The organism is Maricaulis sp. (assembly GCF_048270265.1).
Lineage (GTDB): Bacteria > Pseudomonadota > Alphaproteobacteria > Caulobacterales > Maricaulaceae > Maricaulis.
Genome location: NZ_JBLWTD010000004.1, coordinates 96,642 through 115,075, shown reverse-complemented (window position 1 = coordinate 115,075; position 18,434 = coordinate 96,642). Strand labels below are relative to the sequence as shown.

Annotated in this window: 14 protein-coding genes; 1 reads left to right on the top strand and 13 read right to left on the bottom strand. The window is 64.2% G+C overall.

Annotation, left to right across the window (positions count from 1 at the left end):
• Positions 1-111: 111 nt before the first annotated feature.
• The 4 genes from smc to ACN0YF_RS03480 form a co-directional block, all read right to left on the bottom strand.
• On the bottom strand, positions 112-3,558 hold the full coding sequence (smc, locus tag ACN0YF_RS03495; RefSeq protein WP_417493365.1) for a chromosome segregation protein SMC: 3,447 nt from the start codon (positions 3,556-3,558) through the stop codon (positions 112-114).
• A 68-nt stretch (positions 3,559-3,626) separates the two neighbouring features.
• Positions 3,627-4,376 (bottom strand): thioredoxin domain-containing protein, encoded by a 750-nt coding sequence (locus tag ACN0YF_RS03490; protein WP_417493364.1) that lies wholly within the window; start codon positions 4,374-4,376, stop codon positions 3,627-3,629.
• A gap of 4 nt (positions 4,377-4,380) precedes the next feature.
• Entirely contained in the window at positions 4,381-5,142 is a 762-nt protein-coding gene (locus ACN0YF_RS03485) for a thioredoxin domain-containing protein (protein WP_417482840.1), read from the bottom strand.
• Positions 5,143-5,160: 18 nt separating this feature from the next.
• Entirely contained in the window at positions 5,161-5,694 is a 534-nt protein-coding gene (locus tag ACN0YF_RS03480) for a DUF721 domain-containing protein (RefSeq protein WP_417482839.1), read from the bottom strand.
• Between the two features lie 47 nt (positions 5,695-5,741).
• On the opposite strand from ACN0YF_RS03480, the gene mutY reads away from it, so the two are divergent.
• Positions 5,742-6,806 (top strand): A/G-specific adenine glycosylase, encoded by a 1,065-nt coding sequence (gene mutY / locus ACN0YF_RS03475; RefSeq protein WP_417493363.1) that lies wholly within the window; start codon positions 5,742-5,744, stop codon positions 6,804-6,806.
• On the opposite strand, the gene ACN0YF_RS03470 is transcribed toward mutY, so the two are convergent.
• From ACN0YF_RS03470 to ACN0YF_RS03430, 9 genes are all read right to left on the bottom strand, one after another.
• Complete coding sequence (locus ACN0YF_RS03470) at positions 6,803-7,882, bottom strand: site-specific DNA-methyltransferase (protein ID WP_417482837.1); 1,080 nt, start codon at positions 7,880-7,882, stop codon at positions 6,803-6,805. The two genes, mutY and ACN0YF_RS03470, sit on opposite strands and share 4 nt — an antisense overlap.
• A 124-nt stretch (positions 7,883-8,006) precedes the next feature.
• The gene (locus ACN0YF_RS03465) at positions 8,007-8,591 is read right to left on the bottom strand and encodes a ribonuclease HII (protein WP_417482836.1); all 585 of its coding nucleotides are present in this window, start codon (positions 8,589-8,591) and stop codon (positions 8,007-8,009) included.
• 93 nt (positions 8,592-8,684) lie between these two features.
• Positions 8,685-9,548, bottom strand: coding sequence for a hypothetical protein (locus tag ACN0YF_RS03460; RefSeq protein WP_417493362.1), 864 nt, complete (start codon positions 9,546-9,548; stop codon positions 8,685-8,687).
• 125 nt (positions 9,549-9,673) lie between these two features.
• A complete protein-coding gene (locus tag ACN0YF_RS03455) occupies positions 9,674-10,882 on the bottom strand; it encodes a hypothetical protein (protein ID WP_417493361.1) in 1,209 nt (402 codons plus the stop codon).
• 50 nt (positions 10,883-10,932) lie between these two features.
• Positions 10,933-11,763 carry a peptidylprolyl isomerase gene (locus ACN0YF_RS03450; RefSeq protein WP_417493360.1) on the bottom strand — a complete coding sequence of 277 codons (831 nt, stop codon included), beginning with the start codon at positions 11,761-11,763 and terminating at the stop codon, positions 10,933-10,935.
• Entirely contained in the window at positions 11,760-12,464 is a 705-nt protein-coding gene (gene narI / locus ACN0YF_RS03445; protein ID WP_417493359.1) for a respiratory nitrate reductase subunit gamma, read from the bottom strand. Before narI ends, ACN0YF_RS03450 begins: the two co-directional genes overlap by 4 nt.
• Positions 12,461-13,168, bottom strand: a complete 708-nt coding sequence (gene narJ, locus ACN0YF_RS03440; protein WP_417482831.1) for a nitrate reductase molybdenum cofactor assembly chaperone — start codon at positions 13,166-13,168, stop codon at positions 12,461-12,463. Before narJ ends, narI begins: the two co-directional genes overlap by 4 nt.
• A complete protein-coding gene (gene narH / locus ACN0YF_RS03435; RefSeq protein ID WP_417493358.1) occupies positions 13,168-14,694 on the bottom strand; it encodes a nitrate reductase subunit beta in 1,527 nt (508 codons plus the stop codon). Before narH ends, narJ begins: the two co-directional genes overlap by 1 nt.
• On the bottom strand, positions 14,691-18,428 hold the full coding sequence (locus ACN0YF_RS03430; protein WP_417493357.1) for a nitrate reductase subunit alpha: 3,738 nt from the start codon (positions 18,426-18,428) through the stop codon (positions 14,691-14,693). Before ACN0YF_RS03430 ends, narH begins: the two co-directional genes overlap by 4 nt.
• Between the last annotated feature and the right edge of the window lie 6 nt (positions 18,429-18,434).

Genomic DNA, 18,434 nt, shown 5'->3' with positions numbered 1-18,434 from the left:
CGGTCCGCCAGCCGAGCCTCCCGGCAGGCGCGCGCAAACTAGACTCGGCCCCCTGGAGTGTCAAGCAATGGAGCTGGGTCAATAAATATTTGAAAAGCTTGCGAAAAATACTCATTCCGCGGCAACGAGCTGTTCCGCGCCGACCAGGTCGACCGATACCAGCTGGGAAACACCTCTCTCCGACATGGTCACGCCATACAGCCGGTCCATGCGCGACATGGTGAGCGGATTGTGGGTGATGACGAGAAAGCGGGTTTCCGTCATCCGCCGCATCTCGTTGAGCATGCGGCAATAGCGGTCGACATTGGCGTCATCAAGGGGCGCATCGACCTCGTCGAGCACGCAGACGGGCGCCGGGTTCGACAGGAAGACCGCGAAAATCAGCGCCGATGCGGTCAGGGCCTGTTCGCCACCGGACATCAGCGACATCGTTTCGAGCTTCTTGCCCGGCGGGCAGGCGAAGATTTCCAGCCCGGCCTCAAGCGGATCGTCATTTTCGGTCAGGCGCAATTCGGCATGCCCGCCCTCGAACAGGGTCGCGAACAGGGTCCGGAAATGCCCGTCAACAACGTCGAAGGCCTCGAGCAGGCGGGCGCGGCCCTCGCGCGACAACTGGTCGACGGCCTTGCGCAGCCGGTCGATCGCGGCGTGCAGGTCGTCGCGCTCGCGGCTCATTTCCTCGACGCGGACGGCGAGTTCCTCGGCCTCCTCATCGGCGCGCAGATTGACGGCGCCGAGACGATCGCGCGACAGGCGGGCTTCATCCAGTCGGCGTTCAATGTCGTCGGCGCTGAGCGAATCGATCTCGTCATCGCTGACCCGTCTCGACAGCGCCTCGGGGGCATCGCCGGTCGCGTCCTGCAAGCGTTCGGTCGTCTCGGTCAGCCGGTCGCGGGCCGAACCGAGGCGGGCTTCGGCGGCCGCGCGGCCCTCGCGCGCGGCGGATGCGGCATTCTCGGCCGAACGGGCCGCACTCTCCGCGGCCTTGAGCTGGTCTTCGGTGTCTGCGGCGGCGGCGCGGGCCTCTTGGGCCGTGCGCTCGGCGGCCTCGAGCCGGTCGGTGAGGGCATGCAGGCTCTGTTGCAAGGCCTCTGGACGGCTGATGGCCTGTTCGAGCGCGGCGCGGGTCTCGTCATTCTGCTTCGCGATCTCGGCGATTCGGTCGGATGCCGCCTGGCAGCGCTCGGCCCATGCGTCGCGGTCCCGGCGTGCCGCGGCATGGCGCTGGCGGCGCAATTCCGATTCGCGGCGGACGCTTTCCAGCGCTGCGCGTGCATCGGCGGCGGCGCGCCGGGCGCTGTCCGCATTCTGGCGGGCCTTTTCGAGGGCCGCATTGTCATCACCGGCCTGCGCGGCGGTTTCCACGACTCCATTGGCGGCTTCCAGTGCGGCCTTGCCATCTGCGGCTTCGCTGGCCAGCCGTTCAAGCCGTTCGCCAAGCGCGTCGGCGCGGGCCGAGGCCTTGGCGGCGGTTTCCCGCAGTCCGGCAATCCGGTCCTGGGCGATGCGGATGGCACGTTCGGCCGGAGGGATCGCGGCACGGGCAGCCTGCTCGGCCTGGCGGCGTGCGGCCAGGTCTGATTGCGCCCGGTCGCGGCGCGCGGTCGCTTCATTGAATGCCGCTTCGCCCCCGGCAAGGGTCTCGCGAATGGCGTCGAGCCGGTTGCGCTGCTCCAGGCGAGCGACCGCCGCGGAGGGCGCATCGGCGCGAGCGACCAGGCCGTCCCACCGCCACAGATCGCCCTCTCGGGTGACCAGGCGCTGGCCGGGCTTGAGTTTGGCGGCGGCGGCCTCGGCCTTTTCCGGTTTGATGACGCCAACGGCGTCGAGGCGTGCCTTCAGGGCGGCGGGCGCCTCGACATGGTCGGAAAGCGGTACGCAACCGCCGGGCAGGGCGTCGGCATGGCAATTGGTCTTGTGCCAATGCCGGGCGGCGCTCTCATCCAGCGAGGCGTCGAGATCATCGCCAAGTGCGGCCGCGAGTGCGTGCTCGTATCCGGGCCGGGCGCGAACGGCATCAAGGGCGGGCGCGACATTGTCCTGCAGCGTGCTGGCGAGCAGGCGCTCGATCGTGCTGGCTTCACGGGCCAGGCTGTCGCGTTCGGCGGCGAGCTCGCGCCAGGCCTCGGTCGCGGCCTGTTGCTCGGTCTCGGCAGCCTGCCGTGCCAGTTCGGCGGTATTGAAGGCGGATTTGGCGGCCTCGTGCGCGGCCTCGCTGGCGACGAGGTCCGCTTGGGCGGTATCCAGCTCGGCCAGGGCGGAAGAACCGAGCAGGGTTTCGCGCTCCTGTCGCGCCGCAGAGATCTCGCGTTCGATCTGGGTCAGGCGCGCTGAGAGCCGTTCGGCCTCGCGGCGGGCGCTCTGCAGTGCCGCCTGGCGCGCCGCTGCGTCGCCGGCCTTGGCATCGAGCAAGGCTTCGCGCTCGCGGCGCTGGGTGTCGGCATCAAGGGCGGCAGCTTCCGCACCGGCCAGGCTGGTCTTTTCCCGCGCCATTTCGGCTTCAAGCCGGTCGACCTCAAGCGCGGCCTGGTCGCGGCTGGCGGTCGCATCCTCGACGATATGCTGTTCGCGGCCGGTGGCCGAGGCGAGCTCGTCGAGGCGGGCTTCCAGATTGGCGATATTGCGCTGGATATCGGCCGCGTCGCGCTCGATCCGGTCGCGTTCGCGTTCCAGATTGCGCAGGGCTGCCGCAGCCTCGGCCTCCTTCAGCCGCGCCGGTTCACGCATGGCGGCGAGAATTTCCGCCTGGATGCGCGCCTCGGACGCAGCGGCGGTCGCTGTCTCGGCGTGTTCGCGTTTCTCGGCCAGCGCCGCGTCGCTCTCCTCAACCAGGCTGGCAGCCGCGCGCCAGCGGTTGAGCCAGACAGCGGCTTCCAGGGTGCGGATGCTGGCGGAGAGCTTGCGATAGCGCGCCGCCTGGCGAGCCTGTTTCTGCAAGGAGCCATGGCGGGCACCGATCTCGTCGATGACTTCTTGCAGGCGGTCAAGATTGGCCTCGGCGCCGCGCAGCCGCAATTCGGCCTCGTGCCGGCGGGCGCGCAGACCGGCGACACCGGCGGCTTCTTCCAGGATACGGCGGCGATTTTCCGGTTTGGCAGCGATCAGCTCGCTGATCTGGCCCTGGCGCACCAGGGCGGCGGAATTGGCACCGGTGCCGGCATCGGCGAACAGAAGCTGGACATCCTTGGCCCGCACTTCCTCGCCATTGATCTTGTAGGCCGAGCCGGCGCCGCGCGTGATCCGGCGGGTCACGTCGAGACTGGCGGCATCATTGAAGCGCGCCGGGGCAAGCTTTGCGGTGTTGTCGACGGTCAGCATGACCTCGGCATGATTGCGGGCGGGGCGGTTGTCGGTGCCGGAGAAGATCACGTCTTCCATGCCGCCGCCGCGCAGGGATTTGGCGGATGTGGCGCCCATCACCCAGCGCAGGGCTTCAAGCAGGTTGGATTTGCCGCAACCATTGGGTCCGATCACGCCAGTCAGTCCGGGGTCGATCCGCAAGTCGGTCGGATCAACGAATGATTTGAAACCGGTCAGCCGGAGCTGCGTGAATTTCACCCGACCTCCATCGCGTTGGGACTGCCGTTCATCGGCAATCCGGTCCTGCACTGCCGGTCAGTCCGCCCTTAATGCGCGGTTTCTGACCCATGATCGATACCGTGAGCGCGATCATCGAGGAAGTGAAGGATGATTCGGCGGAACGTGTCTCCGTCCAATTGACCGGGGACCCTGTCTCCATTGATCAGAAGCGGCACGCCGCCCCAATTGAAGAAGGCGCCCTGGGCGGTCGTTTCCAGATTCAGGATCTTGCCGCCGATCACAAAACTCGGCGTCCCGGCAATCCCGTCCTCATAGGCTTGTCTCGCGCCATTATTGACCAATTCGGACATTGCCGGGTCGGCGAGACAGGCGTCCAGCGCCTCCTCGGAGAGCCCGACGGCCGCGGCGATCCGGTGGTAGACCGCAGCGACATCGCCCTGCGCCTGCGCCGTTTCAAAGATTGTGGATTGTTCGGCGAACAGAAGGTCGGCAGCGCTGAAATACCGGTCCTCGTCCGCGCATTCCGCCAGGACGATGCCGATGGCGGCCAGTTGCGGCGGTGCGGTCAGCATTGGCCTGAAGATATAACGCACCTCGCCGGTCTCGACGAATTCCGACCGGATTGTCGGCCAGGCATCTGTCTGGAAGTGGGCGCAATGCGGGCAGGCATAGGAGGCATACTCCACCATCAGCAGTGGAGCATCCACGGATCCGATGGCGTGGTCGCCGGGGCGCTCTGCCTGGGCTGGATGTTCAGCCCTGGCCGAGGCCGTGAACCCGCCCAATGTGAGGGTGACCATGGCCAGGCCGCAAAGAAGGCGGGTTACGGTTTGCACGATCTCAGTCCTCCGAGCCCGATGCGCCGGCATCCGTGTCGAGCCGCGCGACGAGATGGTCGATCAGGCGGCTGAATGTGTCGGCATCGACGATGCCTGGCACAGGTTCGCCATCGATCATCACTTGGCTGTTGCCGAGGAAATAGGTGTACTCGGTCGCGCCAGGGGCACGGCGGGCTTCAAGCGGTTCGCCGTTGAAAAGGAAACGCGGTGTGCTGTCGATGCCGTCGGCGAGCGCGCGGTCGTGCGAGGCGACGATCTCGGCATTGATTTCCTGGTTGTTGAGGCAGGCATCAAAGTCCGCTTCGCTCATCCCCATCGAACGGGCGATGTTGAGATACTGGCCCCGCGCGCCGCCGGGCTGGCTGGCGGCCTGGAAGATGGCACGCTGCTGCTGGAACAACACGTCGATCATGTCGAAATAGCGTTCCGGAGCGACGCAATGTGCGAGGGCGAATCCGGCGATTGCGAATTGCGGCGAGCCGGTGATCATTTCGCGGAAGACATACCGCACCTGGCCGGTCTCGACATAATTGGTCTTGATCGTCGGCCAGACGTCCTGATGGAAGCTGGCGCAGTGAGCACAGGCGACCGAAGCATATTCGATCATGGTGATCGGCGCATCGGGGTTGCCGATCCCGCGATCGCTGCCACGTTCATAGGTGGACTGGCCGGCGCCGGCCGGGTCGGAATTGCCACCACAGGCCCCAAGGGCCAGGGCCGCGGTGAGAGCGATGGCAGAAAATACGCGTCGTGTCAGTTGCATTGCGGGTGTCCCCCTGGGTCACAAATCGGTGCCATTACGGCTTTTTACACTATTGCCGAAGCGATCAAGCGCGGACAATAGCCGGGCCTCAAGGCTTTCCTCCACCCTCTCGCTCACTTGTGATGCGGACGGAGGCGGTGTCGTCTTCGATGCGGCGGGCAGCGGTGCACGTGTCACCCCCTGCAAAACCCGCAGCCGGGTTGGCGATCTCTCGCCGGCAAACAGTCGCACACGCTCGAGAATCCGGCGGCTTTCCGCCTGCAATACAGCGGCAGCCGGACCGCGGGCGCGGATTACAAGCACCCGGTTTCCGCCGGAATTGCTGATCGCCTCGGGCAGGCACCATTCGGCCAGCCGCGCGCCGACAATCTCCGGCCAGTGCTCGACCAGCCGCTCGACCCCGACGCCGAAGCGCCGCGCCAGCGGCTTTAGAATGCGCTCCGCAGCCCGGCCCGCCGGCGGCGCCGCGCGGATCGCACGCCGTCCGCGATGCGATTCGAGGAAGCGGCGCGCCTGCCGTTCGAGAGTTGACGAAGGGGGTTTCGGGACCATGCTGGCATTCTCGCCTCGATAGGGCGCCGCCGCAAGTTACGGAACATATGGACGAGCCGCAGAACATCGCCGCCCTGCGCCGGGCCCTGCTCGACTGGTATGACCGTGAGGGCCGGCGCCTGCCCTGGCGGATACGCCCGGCGGACCGGAGCGCCGGCCAGATCGCCGATCCCTATGCCGTCTGGCTGTCGGAAATCATGCTGCAACAGACCACGGTGCCGCATGCGACGCCCTACTGGTTCCGTTTTCTGGAGTTGTGGCCGCGCATTGAGGACCTCGCCGCCGCACCGCGAGAGGATGTGATGCGCGAATGGGCCGGACTGGGCTATTACGCCCGCGCCCGCAATCTGCACGCCTGCGCCATTGTGGTGGCGAGCGAGCTGGGTGGCCGCTTCCCCGACACGATGGAGGGTCTGAGGGCGCTTCCCGGGATCGGCGATTACACAGCCAACGCAATTCTCGCAGCCGCCTTCGACAAACCGGCCAGCGTCGTCGACGGCAATGTCGAGCGCGTCCTGACCCGTTTTTATCGTATCGAAACGCCGATGCCGAAGGCCAAGCCGGAAATCCGCCGCCTCGCCGGCGAACTGGCCGACCCGGACCGGCCCGGTGATTACGCCCAGGCAATCATGGACCTCGGGGCGACGATCTGTACGCCGCGCAGCCCCGATTGCGGGGCCTGTCCCTGGAGCTTTGCCTGTCAGGGGCGGGCGCAGGGCGACATGCTCACCTATCCGCGCAAGTTGAAGAAAATCGCGCGCCCGATCCGTCACGGTACCGCCTGGCTGGTCCGGCGGCAGGGGCGGATCTGGTTGCGTCAGCGCGCCGACAAGGGGCTGCTCGGCGGCATGATGGAAGTGCCATCCAGTGAATGGGGCGAGGCGCGCGCATCAAGCCTGCCGCCTTTCGATGCCCCGTGGGAGGATCGCGGGGAGATTCGCCATGTCTTCACCCATTTCGAACTGCGGCTTGCAGTGCACGAAGCCGAGGCGGCGCCCGGCTGGGAACCGCAGGAGGGTATCTGGGCCGATGACGCGCAATTGGGCGACCACGCCCTGCCGAGCGTGATGCACAAGGTCGTCTCAAGGCGCCGGGGCGCCGGCGAGGGCTAGTTTTCCAGGGTGGCGCGAACTTCGGCGCGCATCACATCAATGGGGGCAAGGCCCTGCTTGGTGCGGATGTGCCAATAGGTCCAGCCATTGCACGAGGGGGCGCTCTGGATCTGGGCGCCGACCTGATGGATCGAGCCGGCGCGATCGCCGGCAATGATCGAGCCGTCGGCGCGGACGCGGGCGGTGAAGCGGCCCTTGGGGCAATAGAGCGTATCGCCCGGCTTCACCATGCCGCGTTCGACCAGCGTGCCGAACGGAATGCGCGGCTGCGCGCGTGGCGATTGGGTCACTGTCATGGCATCGCGGCTGGCCGGCTGGATGTCGGCGAGGCGGGCGCGGGCGACCTTGAGATACTCCGGGTCGCGCTCGATGCCGATATAGTTGCGGCCAAGGCGTTTGGCGGCGGCACCGGTGGTGCCGGTACCGAAGAATGGGTCAAGCACGAGATCGCCCGGATTGGTGGTCGAGAGCAGGACGCGATGCAGCAGGGATTCCGGCTTTTGCGTCGGGTGCGCCTTCTTGCCGTCGTCACCCTTGAGGCGTTCGCCACCGGAGCAGATCGGTAGCGACCAGTCGGAGCGCATCTGGATGCCGTCATTGAGGGCTTTCATCGCCGCATAATTGAAGGTCGGGCGGCCTTCCTTGGTCTTGGCAGCCCAGATCAGGGTTTCGTGCGCATTGGTGAAGCGCGTGCCCTTGAAATTCGGCATCGGATTGGTCTTGCGCCAGATGATGTCATTGAGGACCCAGAAGCCGGCGTCCTGAAGAATGCCGCCGACGCGGAAGATATTGTGATAGCTGCCGATCACCCAGATGGCGCCATTCGGCTTGAGCACGCGGCGCGCCTGCTCCATCCACTGCCAGGTGAAGAGATCATAATCGTCAAAGCCGCCGATCTGGTCCCAGTCATTGTCGACGGCGTCGACCTTGGAATTGTCGGGACGGTGAAGATCGCCGCCGAGCTGGAGATTATAGGGCGGGTCGGCGAAGACGAGATCGACGCTGGCATCGGGAAGCGATTTCATCACTTCGACGCACTCGCCCTCGAGAATCTGATCGATCGGGGTCTTGACCATAACGCACCACTCCACTCGTCTGCATGAGGGGCAGTTCTCAGCCCTTCAGGCCTAACGGGTCGTTAAGCACGAATCAAGTTATCCACATGGAGTCCGGATTTGCGCAGTGAGTCCGATTCTGCGGTTAGCGCTTTTCGAGCACCGCGCGGACCGGCGCATAGCTGAAACGGTGAATCGGGCAAGGGCCGAGCGCGATCAGGGCGTTGCGATGGACAGCGCTGGGATAGCCCTTGTGCGCCTCAAAGCCATAGCCGGGAAAACGCAGCGCCGCGCGCTTCATCAATTCATCCCGTATCGTCTTGGCGATGATCGAGGCGGCGCCGATTGATGCTTCCGAAGCGTCACCCTTGATGATCGCCTCGGCCGGGCAGGGCAGGCCATCGGGGACGCGATTGCCGTCGATCAATATGTGATCCGGCACGTGCGGCAGATTGGAAACGGCCCGTGCCATCGCGGTCATGGTGGCCTGCAGGATATTGATCCGGTCGATCTCTTCCGGCTCGGCAATGCCGACCCCGACCCAGGCCAATTGCCGGATCTGCAGTGCCAGCGCCGTTCGCCGCTTTTCCGAAATCACCTTTGAATCACCCAACCCTGCGATGGGGCGGGCGGGGTCGAGGATCACGGCGGCCGCGACGACGGGGCCGGCAAGCGGTCCGCGCCCGGCTTCATCAACGCCGGCAATCAGGGGGTGGTCCATGACAGACATGAGATCTTCCGTATCAGCCGCGCGACGCTAGCCGAGCCGGCGCTGGAAATCATGCCTGCGCGGCACCTGCGGTGCATTGCGGGCCAGCCGTCATCAGGCAGACCCGCCCTCAAGCCGGTCTTCAGACGGGGTCTTTCGCGTGGGACCGCCGCGTGAGCGCCGGTACCAGAAGAAGAGCGCTCCGGCGGGAACACAGACCGAGACAATCCAGGGGCCGACAAAGCCTTCACGCATGACCGAGGCGCCCAGAAGCAGGATGTTGAAAAACTTGAAATGTATCCCGGCATCGGTCGTCTGGATGGCCGGTGAGACCAGTCTCCAGACGCCGGTGCTCCAGTTGACCGCGAATTGCGGATAGCAGCCAAGCAGGATGAAAAGGGTCCAGAGAATGCGGCGTTTGATCCGGGGTGTGCGGAACATGGCGACCAGCGTGAACAGAACGAAAAGCGGCACCAGAATGGCCAGACCGCCCATGACCTTCTGGCTCAACCCCAGTTCGGCCAGGGAGAGAGGTGGAGACGCTGCGGCCGTGATGTCCTGCAAGCGCAAAGCCTCGATGTACCAGTCACCGCCGCCGACCGAGACAAGTTCGGTGCGGACCGCAAACCTTTCATCCGCCCAGTTCATGGTGTGCAGGGTGGTGAGCGTGCGGGTGCCGGATGAATTGGTTGCCGTGTGGCTGCTGCTGTTGATCGTGGTCAAGAGAATCTCGTTCGCCGGCCCTGCGGGCAGGAGTTCGAGCATCGCGTCGAGGTTGGTGGCGACCTCGGTCGCGTCAAACTCCGGATTGACCAGTGCGGCCAGGGTGTCGGTGTCATGACTGGAGACGGCCTCGAGCACACTGTCGAGTGTCACTCTGGCGTCGTCCGGCACGAGCCGATCCAGATACTCACTGAAATTGCAGCCCCCCAAAGTCAGGGCACAGGCGGCAATACACAAGGCGCGCAGAAATCGCATGATCAAATCCCCCAGGTTGAAAGCCTAGCGAACACTCGTTCCTGCAGCAATTGAAAATCCAGGCGTAGCCCGGGAGCCGGCCCGGCTGCCCCACGAAGCATCCGGGCAGGCGGCCAGGCCGGCGTCTAGCGGCTATAGGTGATCGCGAACCAGAGTTTGGTGCGGTCGGCCAGGGCGCTGTCGCCTCCATCATAGACGGCGGCCTTGAACTCCAGGGCGACATGCTCGCTCAGCTGCGAGGTGAGCAAGGCGTCGAATTCCGAACCGAGATCGGCGCTGCCATTTTCCGTCTCGAAATCATGGAAGACGATGGTCGCCCGCATCGCGGACCCGAAAGGCGGGTGCGGCAAGGCATAGGCCGCGCGGCCATAGATATCGCGAATTCCATTCGCCGGCGTCGTCAGGAACACATCGGCCCAGCCCTGATAGCCATGCAGGGTGGCCAGCGGTGTGCCGAAGCCGCGTGAGCCATTTCCCGAGAGCGATTCGATGCCGAGGGCGCCGCTGAGCCCGTTCTGGCTGAGGCTGGCCTCGGCCCGGAACATGTCGAGATCGAAGGCGGTTGGTGCATTGCCGTAATCGGACTGGACGGCGTATTCGAGCCGGTAGCCGAAGGTCGGCTGGCCGTACCGTTCAATGGAGCCGCTCCAGTTGACGCCATAGGTCGCGCTCGAGAGGGCCGCCGCATCCTCGACCTCGGCGAGGATGGCGAAGGCGGTGACCGTACCCACAGGAGCCGCTAGCGCCGCCGTCAGCGCGTGCGCGTCGAGATCGAACTCGCCGGCCGGGTGATCATCGCCGAAAATGCGGTGGACGCGATCGAGATAGGCATAGGTCAGGGTGACGTGCTCGATCGCCGTGGTTGAGGCGAGAACGGCATCGAAAGTCTGCTCGTTCTGGCGGAAGCCGACATTGCCGATATAGCGGGCATCGCCCAGGATGATGCGCTGGCGCCCCAGTGTCAGGCTGGTGTTCTCAATGCCGGTATAGGCCAGCTGCAGCCGGTTGAGCTCTGTCGTTTCCGGATCGGCGACCACGGGATAGCCGGGCCGGGCATTGATGGTGTCGTTGAAGTCGTCGACCAGATGGAGGACGTTCTCGCCCTCGACCAGAAATGTGAAGCCCGACATCTCGCCGGTCTGGTAACCCAGGCGCGTGCGCAGGGTGATCGCGGTGGCGGCATTGGCGAGGCCGTCCTGGTCGATCAGCTCGGTGCGCAGGCGCGCATTGACCAGGAAATGCCCCTCGGCGCTGGCCGGTTGCGCCGCGCCCAGCACAGCCATCAGGGCAGCCGGTCCCAGCAGGCCGAAACGGCCAGTATTGCTCAAGCTCATGACTTTTTCCTTTTCCGCAGGGCGGTCGAGCCCTGCCTGAACGCGCTGGACTACTGCACGAGCGGCGAAGTCGCCCCGTGCAATTCAACGCCAGATATCTTTGCTTCACCGACGACCAGGGAGACGAATTGGGCCACGGCCCGCCGCCAGCTGGCATCGCGCAGGAATTCCTCGACCAGCGGCCGGGCGAGTTCAAACTCCGGAACCTCACCGCGGACAAGGTGGTCGAGCCGGATAATGTGGAAGCCATAGGGCGTCTCGACCGCCTCGCGCGTCATCTCGCCCGGGCGCAGCTTCATCATCGCCGCTTCGAAGGCCGGTGTCGTCTGGCCGCGCGTCACCTGTCCGAGCCGCCCGCCATCCGTGGCGGAGGAGCAGTCAGAGCGATCTCTGGCGATGCGTTCGAAATCATCCGGACGCTTTTGCAGGTGCTCGACCAGGGTCTGGGCTTCCAGCCGCGCCCGCTCATAGCCATCGGCATCCTCCTTGCTGGCCTGTAGCAGGATATGCACCGGCTCATAGAGATCGGGCGCGCGCAGCTTGTCGGCATTATTGGTGAAATAGCGCCGGCAGGAGTCCTCGTCCGGGTCCGGCGTGGTGACTTCGCGATCGACGAAGGCCTGGATCAGGGCATCTTCCTCGACCTCCTTGACTGGCGTCTCATCGGTCGGGGCGGGGACCGTCACGCCGCGTGCCCGGGCGGCCTGCAGCAGGGCCTCGCGGATGACCAGCGCTTCGGTGGCGGCCTGCCAGGCCGCTTCCGGCCGGCGGGCCGGATGGTGCTGGGTTTCCGCCGCGATGGCCTTGGCGGGGATGACGACGCCATTGACCGAGACCTCCGGGGTCGGCGCCTTGGGGGTGATGATGGAATGTCCGGTCATTTGTCGGCTCCGGGAACGGGCTTGCGGCGTACGACCTGATAGCCCTGACGGAAGATGTAACGCACCGGCGCGCTGAACATGTGCACCAGGCGGGTGAAGGGGAAGACGAGGAAGATCGTCAGCCCGAGCAGGATGTGGGTCTTGAAGATCCAGTGGGCGTCGATGATGTAGCTCGAGGCCCGGAAGTCGAAGGTGAAGATCCCCTGGGCCCAGTTCATGAAGGTCACCATTTCGTGGCCATCAAGATGCTGCGCCGAGATGAAAATCGTGCCCAGGCCGAGCAGGAGCTGGGCGTAGAGCAGGATCAGGATCGCATTGTCGGCAAAGCTGGAATGCTTGCGGATCCGCGGATCGGCAAAGCGGCGATGCATCAGCAAGGTCGCGCCGATCAGGGCGAGAAAGCCGGCCACACCGCCAGCGACCACCGCCAGAACCTGTTTGGCGCCGTGGGGGATGCCCAGCGCGTCGAACACGGCAATGGGAGTCAGGAGGCCAACGAGATGGCCGAAGAAGACCACGAGCACGCCGAGATGGAACAGGACCGAACCGAGCACAAGCTGGCGCCGGCGCAGGAGCTGGCTGGAACCGGCCTTCCAGGAATAGGGCTCGCGGTCATAGCGGATGACGGACCCGATCGCGAGCACGGACAGGGCGATATAGGGATAGATGCCGAACAGGGCCGTATTGAGATATTCACTCATCTTTGCTCTCCCTGGCTTCGCGCCGAGGCCGCCGCGGCGGTCGGCAGGTTCATTTTCTCGAGCATTTTCTCGGCGACATTGCAGCCGGCCTCACCGGGTCCGAAGGTGACCGGTTCCTCGGCCCAGGCCTTGTCGAGGGCCTCCAGATCGTCGGCCTCCTCATCCTCGGTCTGGATCTCGACCGGGGCGGCCTCGGCATCCATCGTCGCCAGGGTCAGCAAGGAGCGGAATACCGCGGCATAGATGCTCTTGCGTTTGCGCAGCCGGTCCCGCAGCGCTTCAAGCACATGCGAGGTCTCTCCGAGCAGGGCCTGCGCCTCGGGCAGGGGTTGGGTCGAGAGGAATTCGAGGAAAAGCGGCAGGAAATCCGGCAGCTCTTTCGCACTGATCTCCAATCCTTGCTCACCATAGACTTTCTGCAGATCCACCATGGCCTGGCCGCGCGCCCGGCTTTCGCCGTGCACATGCTCGAACAGGTGCAGCGACAGGGTTCTGGAACGGTCGAACAGGCTGACATAGCGTTCCTGCAGATCGTAGAGGTCCCGGCTGGCGAGCTGATCGATCAGATGCCCGAGGCGAAGCTGTTGCCCTGAGGACAATAACCGCTCGTCGGCCAGCGCTGCCTTGAGTTCCGGGCCGGCGGCCTGGATCTCGGCGGTCGGATAGCTCAGCAAAGCTGCCATCACCTTGAAAGTTCTGGCCATCACGCCTTCTCCATCGGGGTTATGGGTTTCTTCGATTTGCCCTTGCCGAACAGGGAGCCCGGCGTGGAGCCATCGGAACAGCCATTGCCGAAGCTGAAGCCACACTCGCCGCGCAGGTCATAGGCGTCCTCGGCCCATTCGCGGTGGGTGGTCGGGATCACGAAACGATCCTCGTAATTGGCGATCGCCATGATCTGATACATGTCCTCGATCAGATCCTTGGTGAGGCCGACGCGCTCGGGGATGCTCTCGTCGATCACGCCATCGACCGTCTTGGCCCGCATATAGGCGCGCATGGCGAGCATGCGTTCCAGGCCCGAGGCGATCGGCGCCTCGTCACCGGCGGTGAGCAGATTGGCCAGATAGCGCAGCGGGATGCGCAGGGAGCGCACGTCCGGCATGCCGTTCTGGATATTGATTGCACCGGCCTCGGCCGCCGAATTGATCGGCGAGAGCGGCGGTACATACCAGACCATGGGCAGGGTGCGGTATTCGGGGTGAAGCGGGAATGCGATCTTCCAGTCCATCGCCATCTTGTAGACCGGAGAGCGCTTGGCGGCCTCCAGCCAGGCTTCGGGCACGCCATCGCGGCGAGCCTGGGCCTGCACTTCGGGATCATGCGGATCAAGGAACATGTCGAGCTGGGCCTGGTAGAGGTCCTTCTCGTCAGGGACCGAGGCGGCTTCCTCGATCTTGTCGGCGTCATAGAGCACGACACCGAGATAGCGGATGCGCCCGACGCAGGTTTCCGAACACACAGTCGGCTGACCGGCCTCGATGCGCGGATAGCAGAACGTACATTTCTCCGACTTGCCGCTCGACCAGTTGAAATAGATCTTCTTGTAGGGGCAGCCGGAAACGCACATGCGCCAGCCGCGGCATTTTTCCTGGTCGATCAGGACAATGCCGTCTTCCTCGCGCTTGTAGATCGCACCCGACGGGCAGGCCGCGGCACAGGCCGGGTTGAGGCAATGCTCACACAGGCGCGGCAGATACATCATGAAGGTGTTTTCGAACTCGCCATACATGGCTTTTTGAATGCCTTCGAAATTGGCATCCTTGGAGCGTTTGGAGAATTCACCGCCGAGGATTTCCTCCCAGTTGGGGCCCCATTCGATCTTCTCCATACGCTCGCCGGAAATCAGCGAGCGCGGCCGTGCCGTCGGGAAGGCCTCGCTCTCGCCGGCACGCTGGAGATGGGTGTAATCGAAGGTGAAGGGCTCGTAGTAATCGTCAATTTCCGGCAGGTCCGGATTGGCGAAAATCTTCGCCAGGATCCGCCATTTTGACCCCATCTTCGGCCGCAGCGAGCCATTGCTGGCGCGGGTCCAGCCGCCATTCCAGCGTTTCTGGTTCTCCCAGTCCTTGGGATAGCCGATGCCGGGCTTGGTCTCGACATTGTTGAACCAGGCGTATTCAACGCCTTCGCGATTGGTCCACACATTCTTGCACGTCACCGAGCAGGTGTGGCAGCCGATGCATTTGTCCAGATTGAGGACCTTGCCGATTTGCGCACGAATCTTCATTCCGCTGCCTCCATGGCGTCTGCCGCCGGGCCTTCAAGCCAGTCGATCTTGGTCATCTTGCGAACGATAACGAACTCGTCGCGATTGGAGCCGACCGTGCCGTAATAGTTGAATCCATAGGATTGCTGGGCATAGCCGCCGATCATGTGGGTCGGCTTCAGCGTCGTCCGGGTGACGGAGTTATGGATGCCGCCACGCTGGCCGGTCATTTGCGAACCGGGCACATTCACCGTTTTTTCCTGGGCGTGATACATGAAGAGCGTGCCCTCCTTGATCCGCTGGGAAACCACGACCCGGGCCACCAGGGCACCATTGGTGTTGTAGGCCTCCACCCAGTCATTATCCTCGAGCCCCGCCCTGGCGGCGTCGGTCTCGGACATCCAGACGATCGGGCCGCCGCGTGACAGGGTCAGCATCAGCAGATTGTCGGTATAGGTGGAGTGAATGCCCCATTTCTGGTGCGGCGTGATGAAGTTGAGCACGATCTGCGGCTCACCATTCGACTTGGAATTGATCACCGGCGCCACGGCCTTGGTATCGATCGGAGGCCGGTAGACGCACAGGCCCTCGCCGAAGGCGAGCATCCATTTATGGTCCTGGTAGAGCTGTTGGCGGCCACTCAGCGTGCGCCATGGAATGCGCTCATTGATATTGGTCCAGCCCGCATTGTAGCAGACCTCATCGCTCTCGATCCCCGACCAGGTCGGCGAGGAGATGATCTTGCGCGGCTGGGCGACGACATCGCGGAAGCGGATCTTCTCGTCTTCCTTGGGCAGGGCCAGGTGCGCATGCTCGCGGCCGGTGGCCTTGGACAGGGCATTCCACGCCTTGACCGCAACCTCGCCATTGGTTTCCGGCGCCAGCATCAGCAGGGTCTCGCAGGCATCGATCGCGCTGACGATCCTTGGCTGGCCCTTGCTGATGCCCTCCTCGAGGACAACACCATTGAGTTCGCCGAGCAGATGGACCTCGTGTTCGGTATTCCAGCCGATCCCCTTGCCGCCATTGCCGAGCTTCTCCAGCAGGGGCCCCAGCGAGGTGTATTGCTTGTAGAGATTGGCGTAGTCGCGCGTCACAACGGTGATATTCGGCATCGTCTTGCCGGGGATCGCCTCGATCTCGCCCTTGCTCCAGTCCTTCACATCAAGCCCCTGGGCCATCTCGCCCGGGGTGTCGTGCAGGATCGGGGTCAGGACCACGTCGGTTTCAACGCCAAGTTCTTCCGGAGCGATCTCGGAGAATTTCTTCGCCAGGCCCTTGAAGATTTCCCAGTCACTGCGCGCTTCCCAGGCCGGATCGACGGCCGCCGTCAGCGGGTGGATGAAGGGGTGCATGTCGGAGGTGTTGAGATCATCCTTCTCATACCAGGTCGCGGTCGGCAGGACGATGTCGGAATAGACACAGGTGGTCGACATGCGGAAGTCGATCGTCACCAGCAGGTCGAGCTTGCCGCGCGGTGCCTCGGCGGCCCATTTGACCTCGCTCGGCCGCATGTCCTCCGGGGCTTCCTCGCCCATGACGCCGTTATTGCCGCCAACCAGGTGTTTGATGAAATACTCATGCCCCTTGCCGGATGATCCCAGAAGATTGGAGCGCCAGACAAAGAGATTGCGCGGCCAGTTCGCCGGATTGTCCGGGTCGTGGCAGGACATTTCCAGCTCGCCGGACTTGAGCGATTTGATCACATAATCGACCGGCTCAAGCCCCTGCGCCTTGGCGCTGGCGGCGATGGAAAGCGGATTGGTCTGGAGCTGCGGCGCCGAGGGCAACCAGCCCATGCGTTCGGCGCGGACATTATAGTCGATCATCGTCCCGTCCCACGAACCTTCCGGCGCGGTGGGAGAGAGGATCTGGTCGACATTGAGTGTCTCGTAGCGCCACTGATCCGTGTGGGCATACCAGCAGGAGGTCGAGTTCTGGTGGCGCGGCGGACGGTTCCAGTCGAGACCGAAGGCCAGCGGCTGCCAGCCGGTCTGCGGCCGCAGTTTTTCCTGGCCGACATAATGCGCCCAGCCGCCACCGGACTGGCCGATACAGCCGCACATCACCAGGAGATTGATGATCCCCCGGTAATTCATGTCCATATTGTACCAGTGGTTCAGACCGGCCCCGAGGATGACCATCGACTTGCCCTTGGTCTGCTCGGCATTGCTGGCAAACTCGCGCGCCACGGCGATGATGCGGTCACGCGGCACACCGGTGATGGCCTCGGCCCAGGCCGGCGTGTAGGGCATCATGTCGTCATAGGAGGTGGCGACGAAATCGCCGCCGAGGCCGCGATCCAGCCCGTAATTGGCGCAGAACAGGTCGAACACGGTGGCGACCAGGGTCTCGCCATCCTTGAGCTTCAGCTTCTTGACCGGGATCTTGTGCACCAGCACGTCGGGATGGTCGGTGCCGGTGAAGGCGTCATGGCCCTTGTTGGCAAAATAGGGGAAGCCGACATCGACGACATCATCCTGATTTTCATCCAGGATGAAGGTGGTTTCCAGATCGATCTCCGCGCCCTGGCTGTCCTTCTGCTCGATATTCCACTTGCCTGACTCGCCCCAGCGGAAGCCGATCGAGCCCAGCGGGGTGACGATCTTGCCGCTCTTGCGGTCCCAGGCGACCGTCTTCCACTCGGGATTATTGTCCTCGCCGAGATCATCGCTGAAGTCGGAGGCCCGAAGGAGGCGGCCGGCGACATAGCGGTCGCCCTGTTTTTCCAGCCTGACCAGATTGGGGAAGTCGGAATTCTCGCGCACATAGGTGTCAAAGTATTCGGCCTGGCGATCGAGATGGTATTCGCGTAGCACGACATGACCGAAGGCCATGGCAAGGGCGGCATCCGTGCCCTGTTTCGGGTTGAGCCAGACATCGCCGAATTTCGAGGCTTCCGAATAGTCCGGACAGATCACCGCGCTCTTGGTGCCGCGATAGCGGGCCTCGGTGTAGAAATGGGCGTCGGGCGTGCGCGTCTGCGGCACGTTCGAGCCCCAGATCAGCAGATAGCCGGCATTGAACCAGTCTGCGGATTCAGGAACGTCTGTCTGCTCGCCCCAGGTCATCGGGCTGGCCGGCGGCAGGTCGCAATACCAGTCGTAAAACGACATGCAGACGCCGCCCAGCAGAGAGAGATAGCGTGAACCGGCGGCATAGGAGACCATCGACATGGCCGGGATGGGCGAGAAGCCGAACACCCGGTCCGGTCCATAGGTCTTGGCCGTATAGGCATTGGCGGCGGCGATGATTTCGGAGACTTCATCCCAGTCGCCGCGTACCAGCCCGCCGGCGCCGCGCTTGGAGACATAGGACTGGCGCACTGCATCATCCTGCTGGATGGAGCGCCAGGCGGCGATCGGCGACAGGGTCTTGCGCGCCGCACGCCAGGCCTTGAGCAGGCGTGCGCGGATCAGCGGATATTTCACCCGGTTGGCCGAGTACATGTACCAGGAATAGCTGGCGCCGCGGGAGCAGCCGCGTGGTTCGTGATTGGGCAGGTCTGGCCGCGTGCGCGGATAGTCGGTCTGCTGGGTTTCCCAGGTCACCAGGCCACCCTTGACGTAAATCTTCCAGCTGCACGAACCGGTACAGTTCACGCCATGGGTGGAGCGGACGATCTTGTCGTGCTGCCAGCGCTTTCGATAGGCATCCTCCCAGCCGCGCCCCTCGGTCGTGGTGACGCCGTGTCCGTCGGAGAAGCTCTCTGAAGGCCGGGTAAAGAATGTGAGACGGTCGAGAAAATGGCTCATCAGGGT

Excerpts from the sequence above, each read along its gene's own strand:
- ACN0YF_RS03485 (WP_417482840.1), bottom strand. The coding sequence starts at position 5,142 with ATGCAACTGACACGACGCGTATTTTCTGCCATCGCTCTCACCGCGGCC.
- ACN0YF_RS03480 (WP_417482839.1), bottom strand. The coding sequence starts at position 5,694 with ATGGTCCCGAAACCCCCTTCGTCAACTCTCGAACGGCAGGCGCGCCGC.
- mutY (WP_417493363.1), top strand. The coding sequence starts at position 5,742 with ATGGACGAGCCGCAGAACATCGCCGCCCTGCGCCGGGCCCTGCTCGAC.
- ACN0YF_RS03470 (WP_417482837.1), bottom strand. The coding sequence starts at position 7,882 with ATGGTCAAGACCCCGATCGATCAGATTCTCGAGGGCGAGTGCGTCGAA.
- ACN0YF_RS03465 (WP_417482836.1), bottom strand. The coding sequence starts at position 8,591 with ATGTCTGTCATGGACCACCCCCTGATTGCCGGCGTTGATGAAGCCGGG.
- ACN0YF_RS03460 (WP_417493362.1), bottom strand. The coding sequence starts at position 9,548 with ATGCGATTTCTGCGCGCCTTGTGTATTGCCGCCTGTGCCCTGACTTTG.
- ACN0YF_RS03455 (WP_417493361.1), bottom strand. The coding sequence starts at position 10,882 with ATGAGCTTGAGCAATACTGGCCGTTTCGGCCTGCTGGGACCGGCTGCC.
- ACN0YF_RS03450 (WP_417493360.1), bottom strand. The coding sequence starts at position 11,763 with ATGACCGGACATTCCATCATCACCCCCAAGGCGCCGACCCCGGAGGTC.
- narI (WP_417493359.1), bottom strand. The coding sequence starts at position 12,464 with ATGAGTGAATATCTCAATACGGCCCTGTTCGGCATCTATCCCTATATC.
- narJ (WP_417482831.1), bottom strand. The coding sequence starts at position 13,168 with ATGGCCAGAACTTTCAAGGTGATGGCAGCTTTGCTGAGCTATCCGACC.
- narH (WP_417493358.1), bottom strand. The coding sequence starts at position 14,694 with ATGAAGATTCGTGCGCAAATCGGCAAGGTCCTCAATCTGGACAAATGC.
- ACN0YF_RS03430 (WP_417493357.1), bottom strand. The coding sequence starts at position 18,428 with ATGAGCCATTTTCTCGACCGTCTCACATTCTTTACCCGGCCTTCAGAG.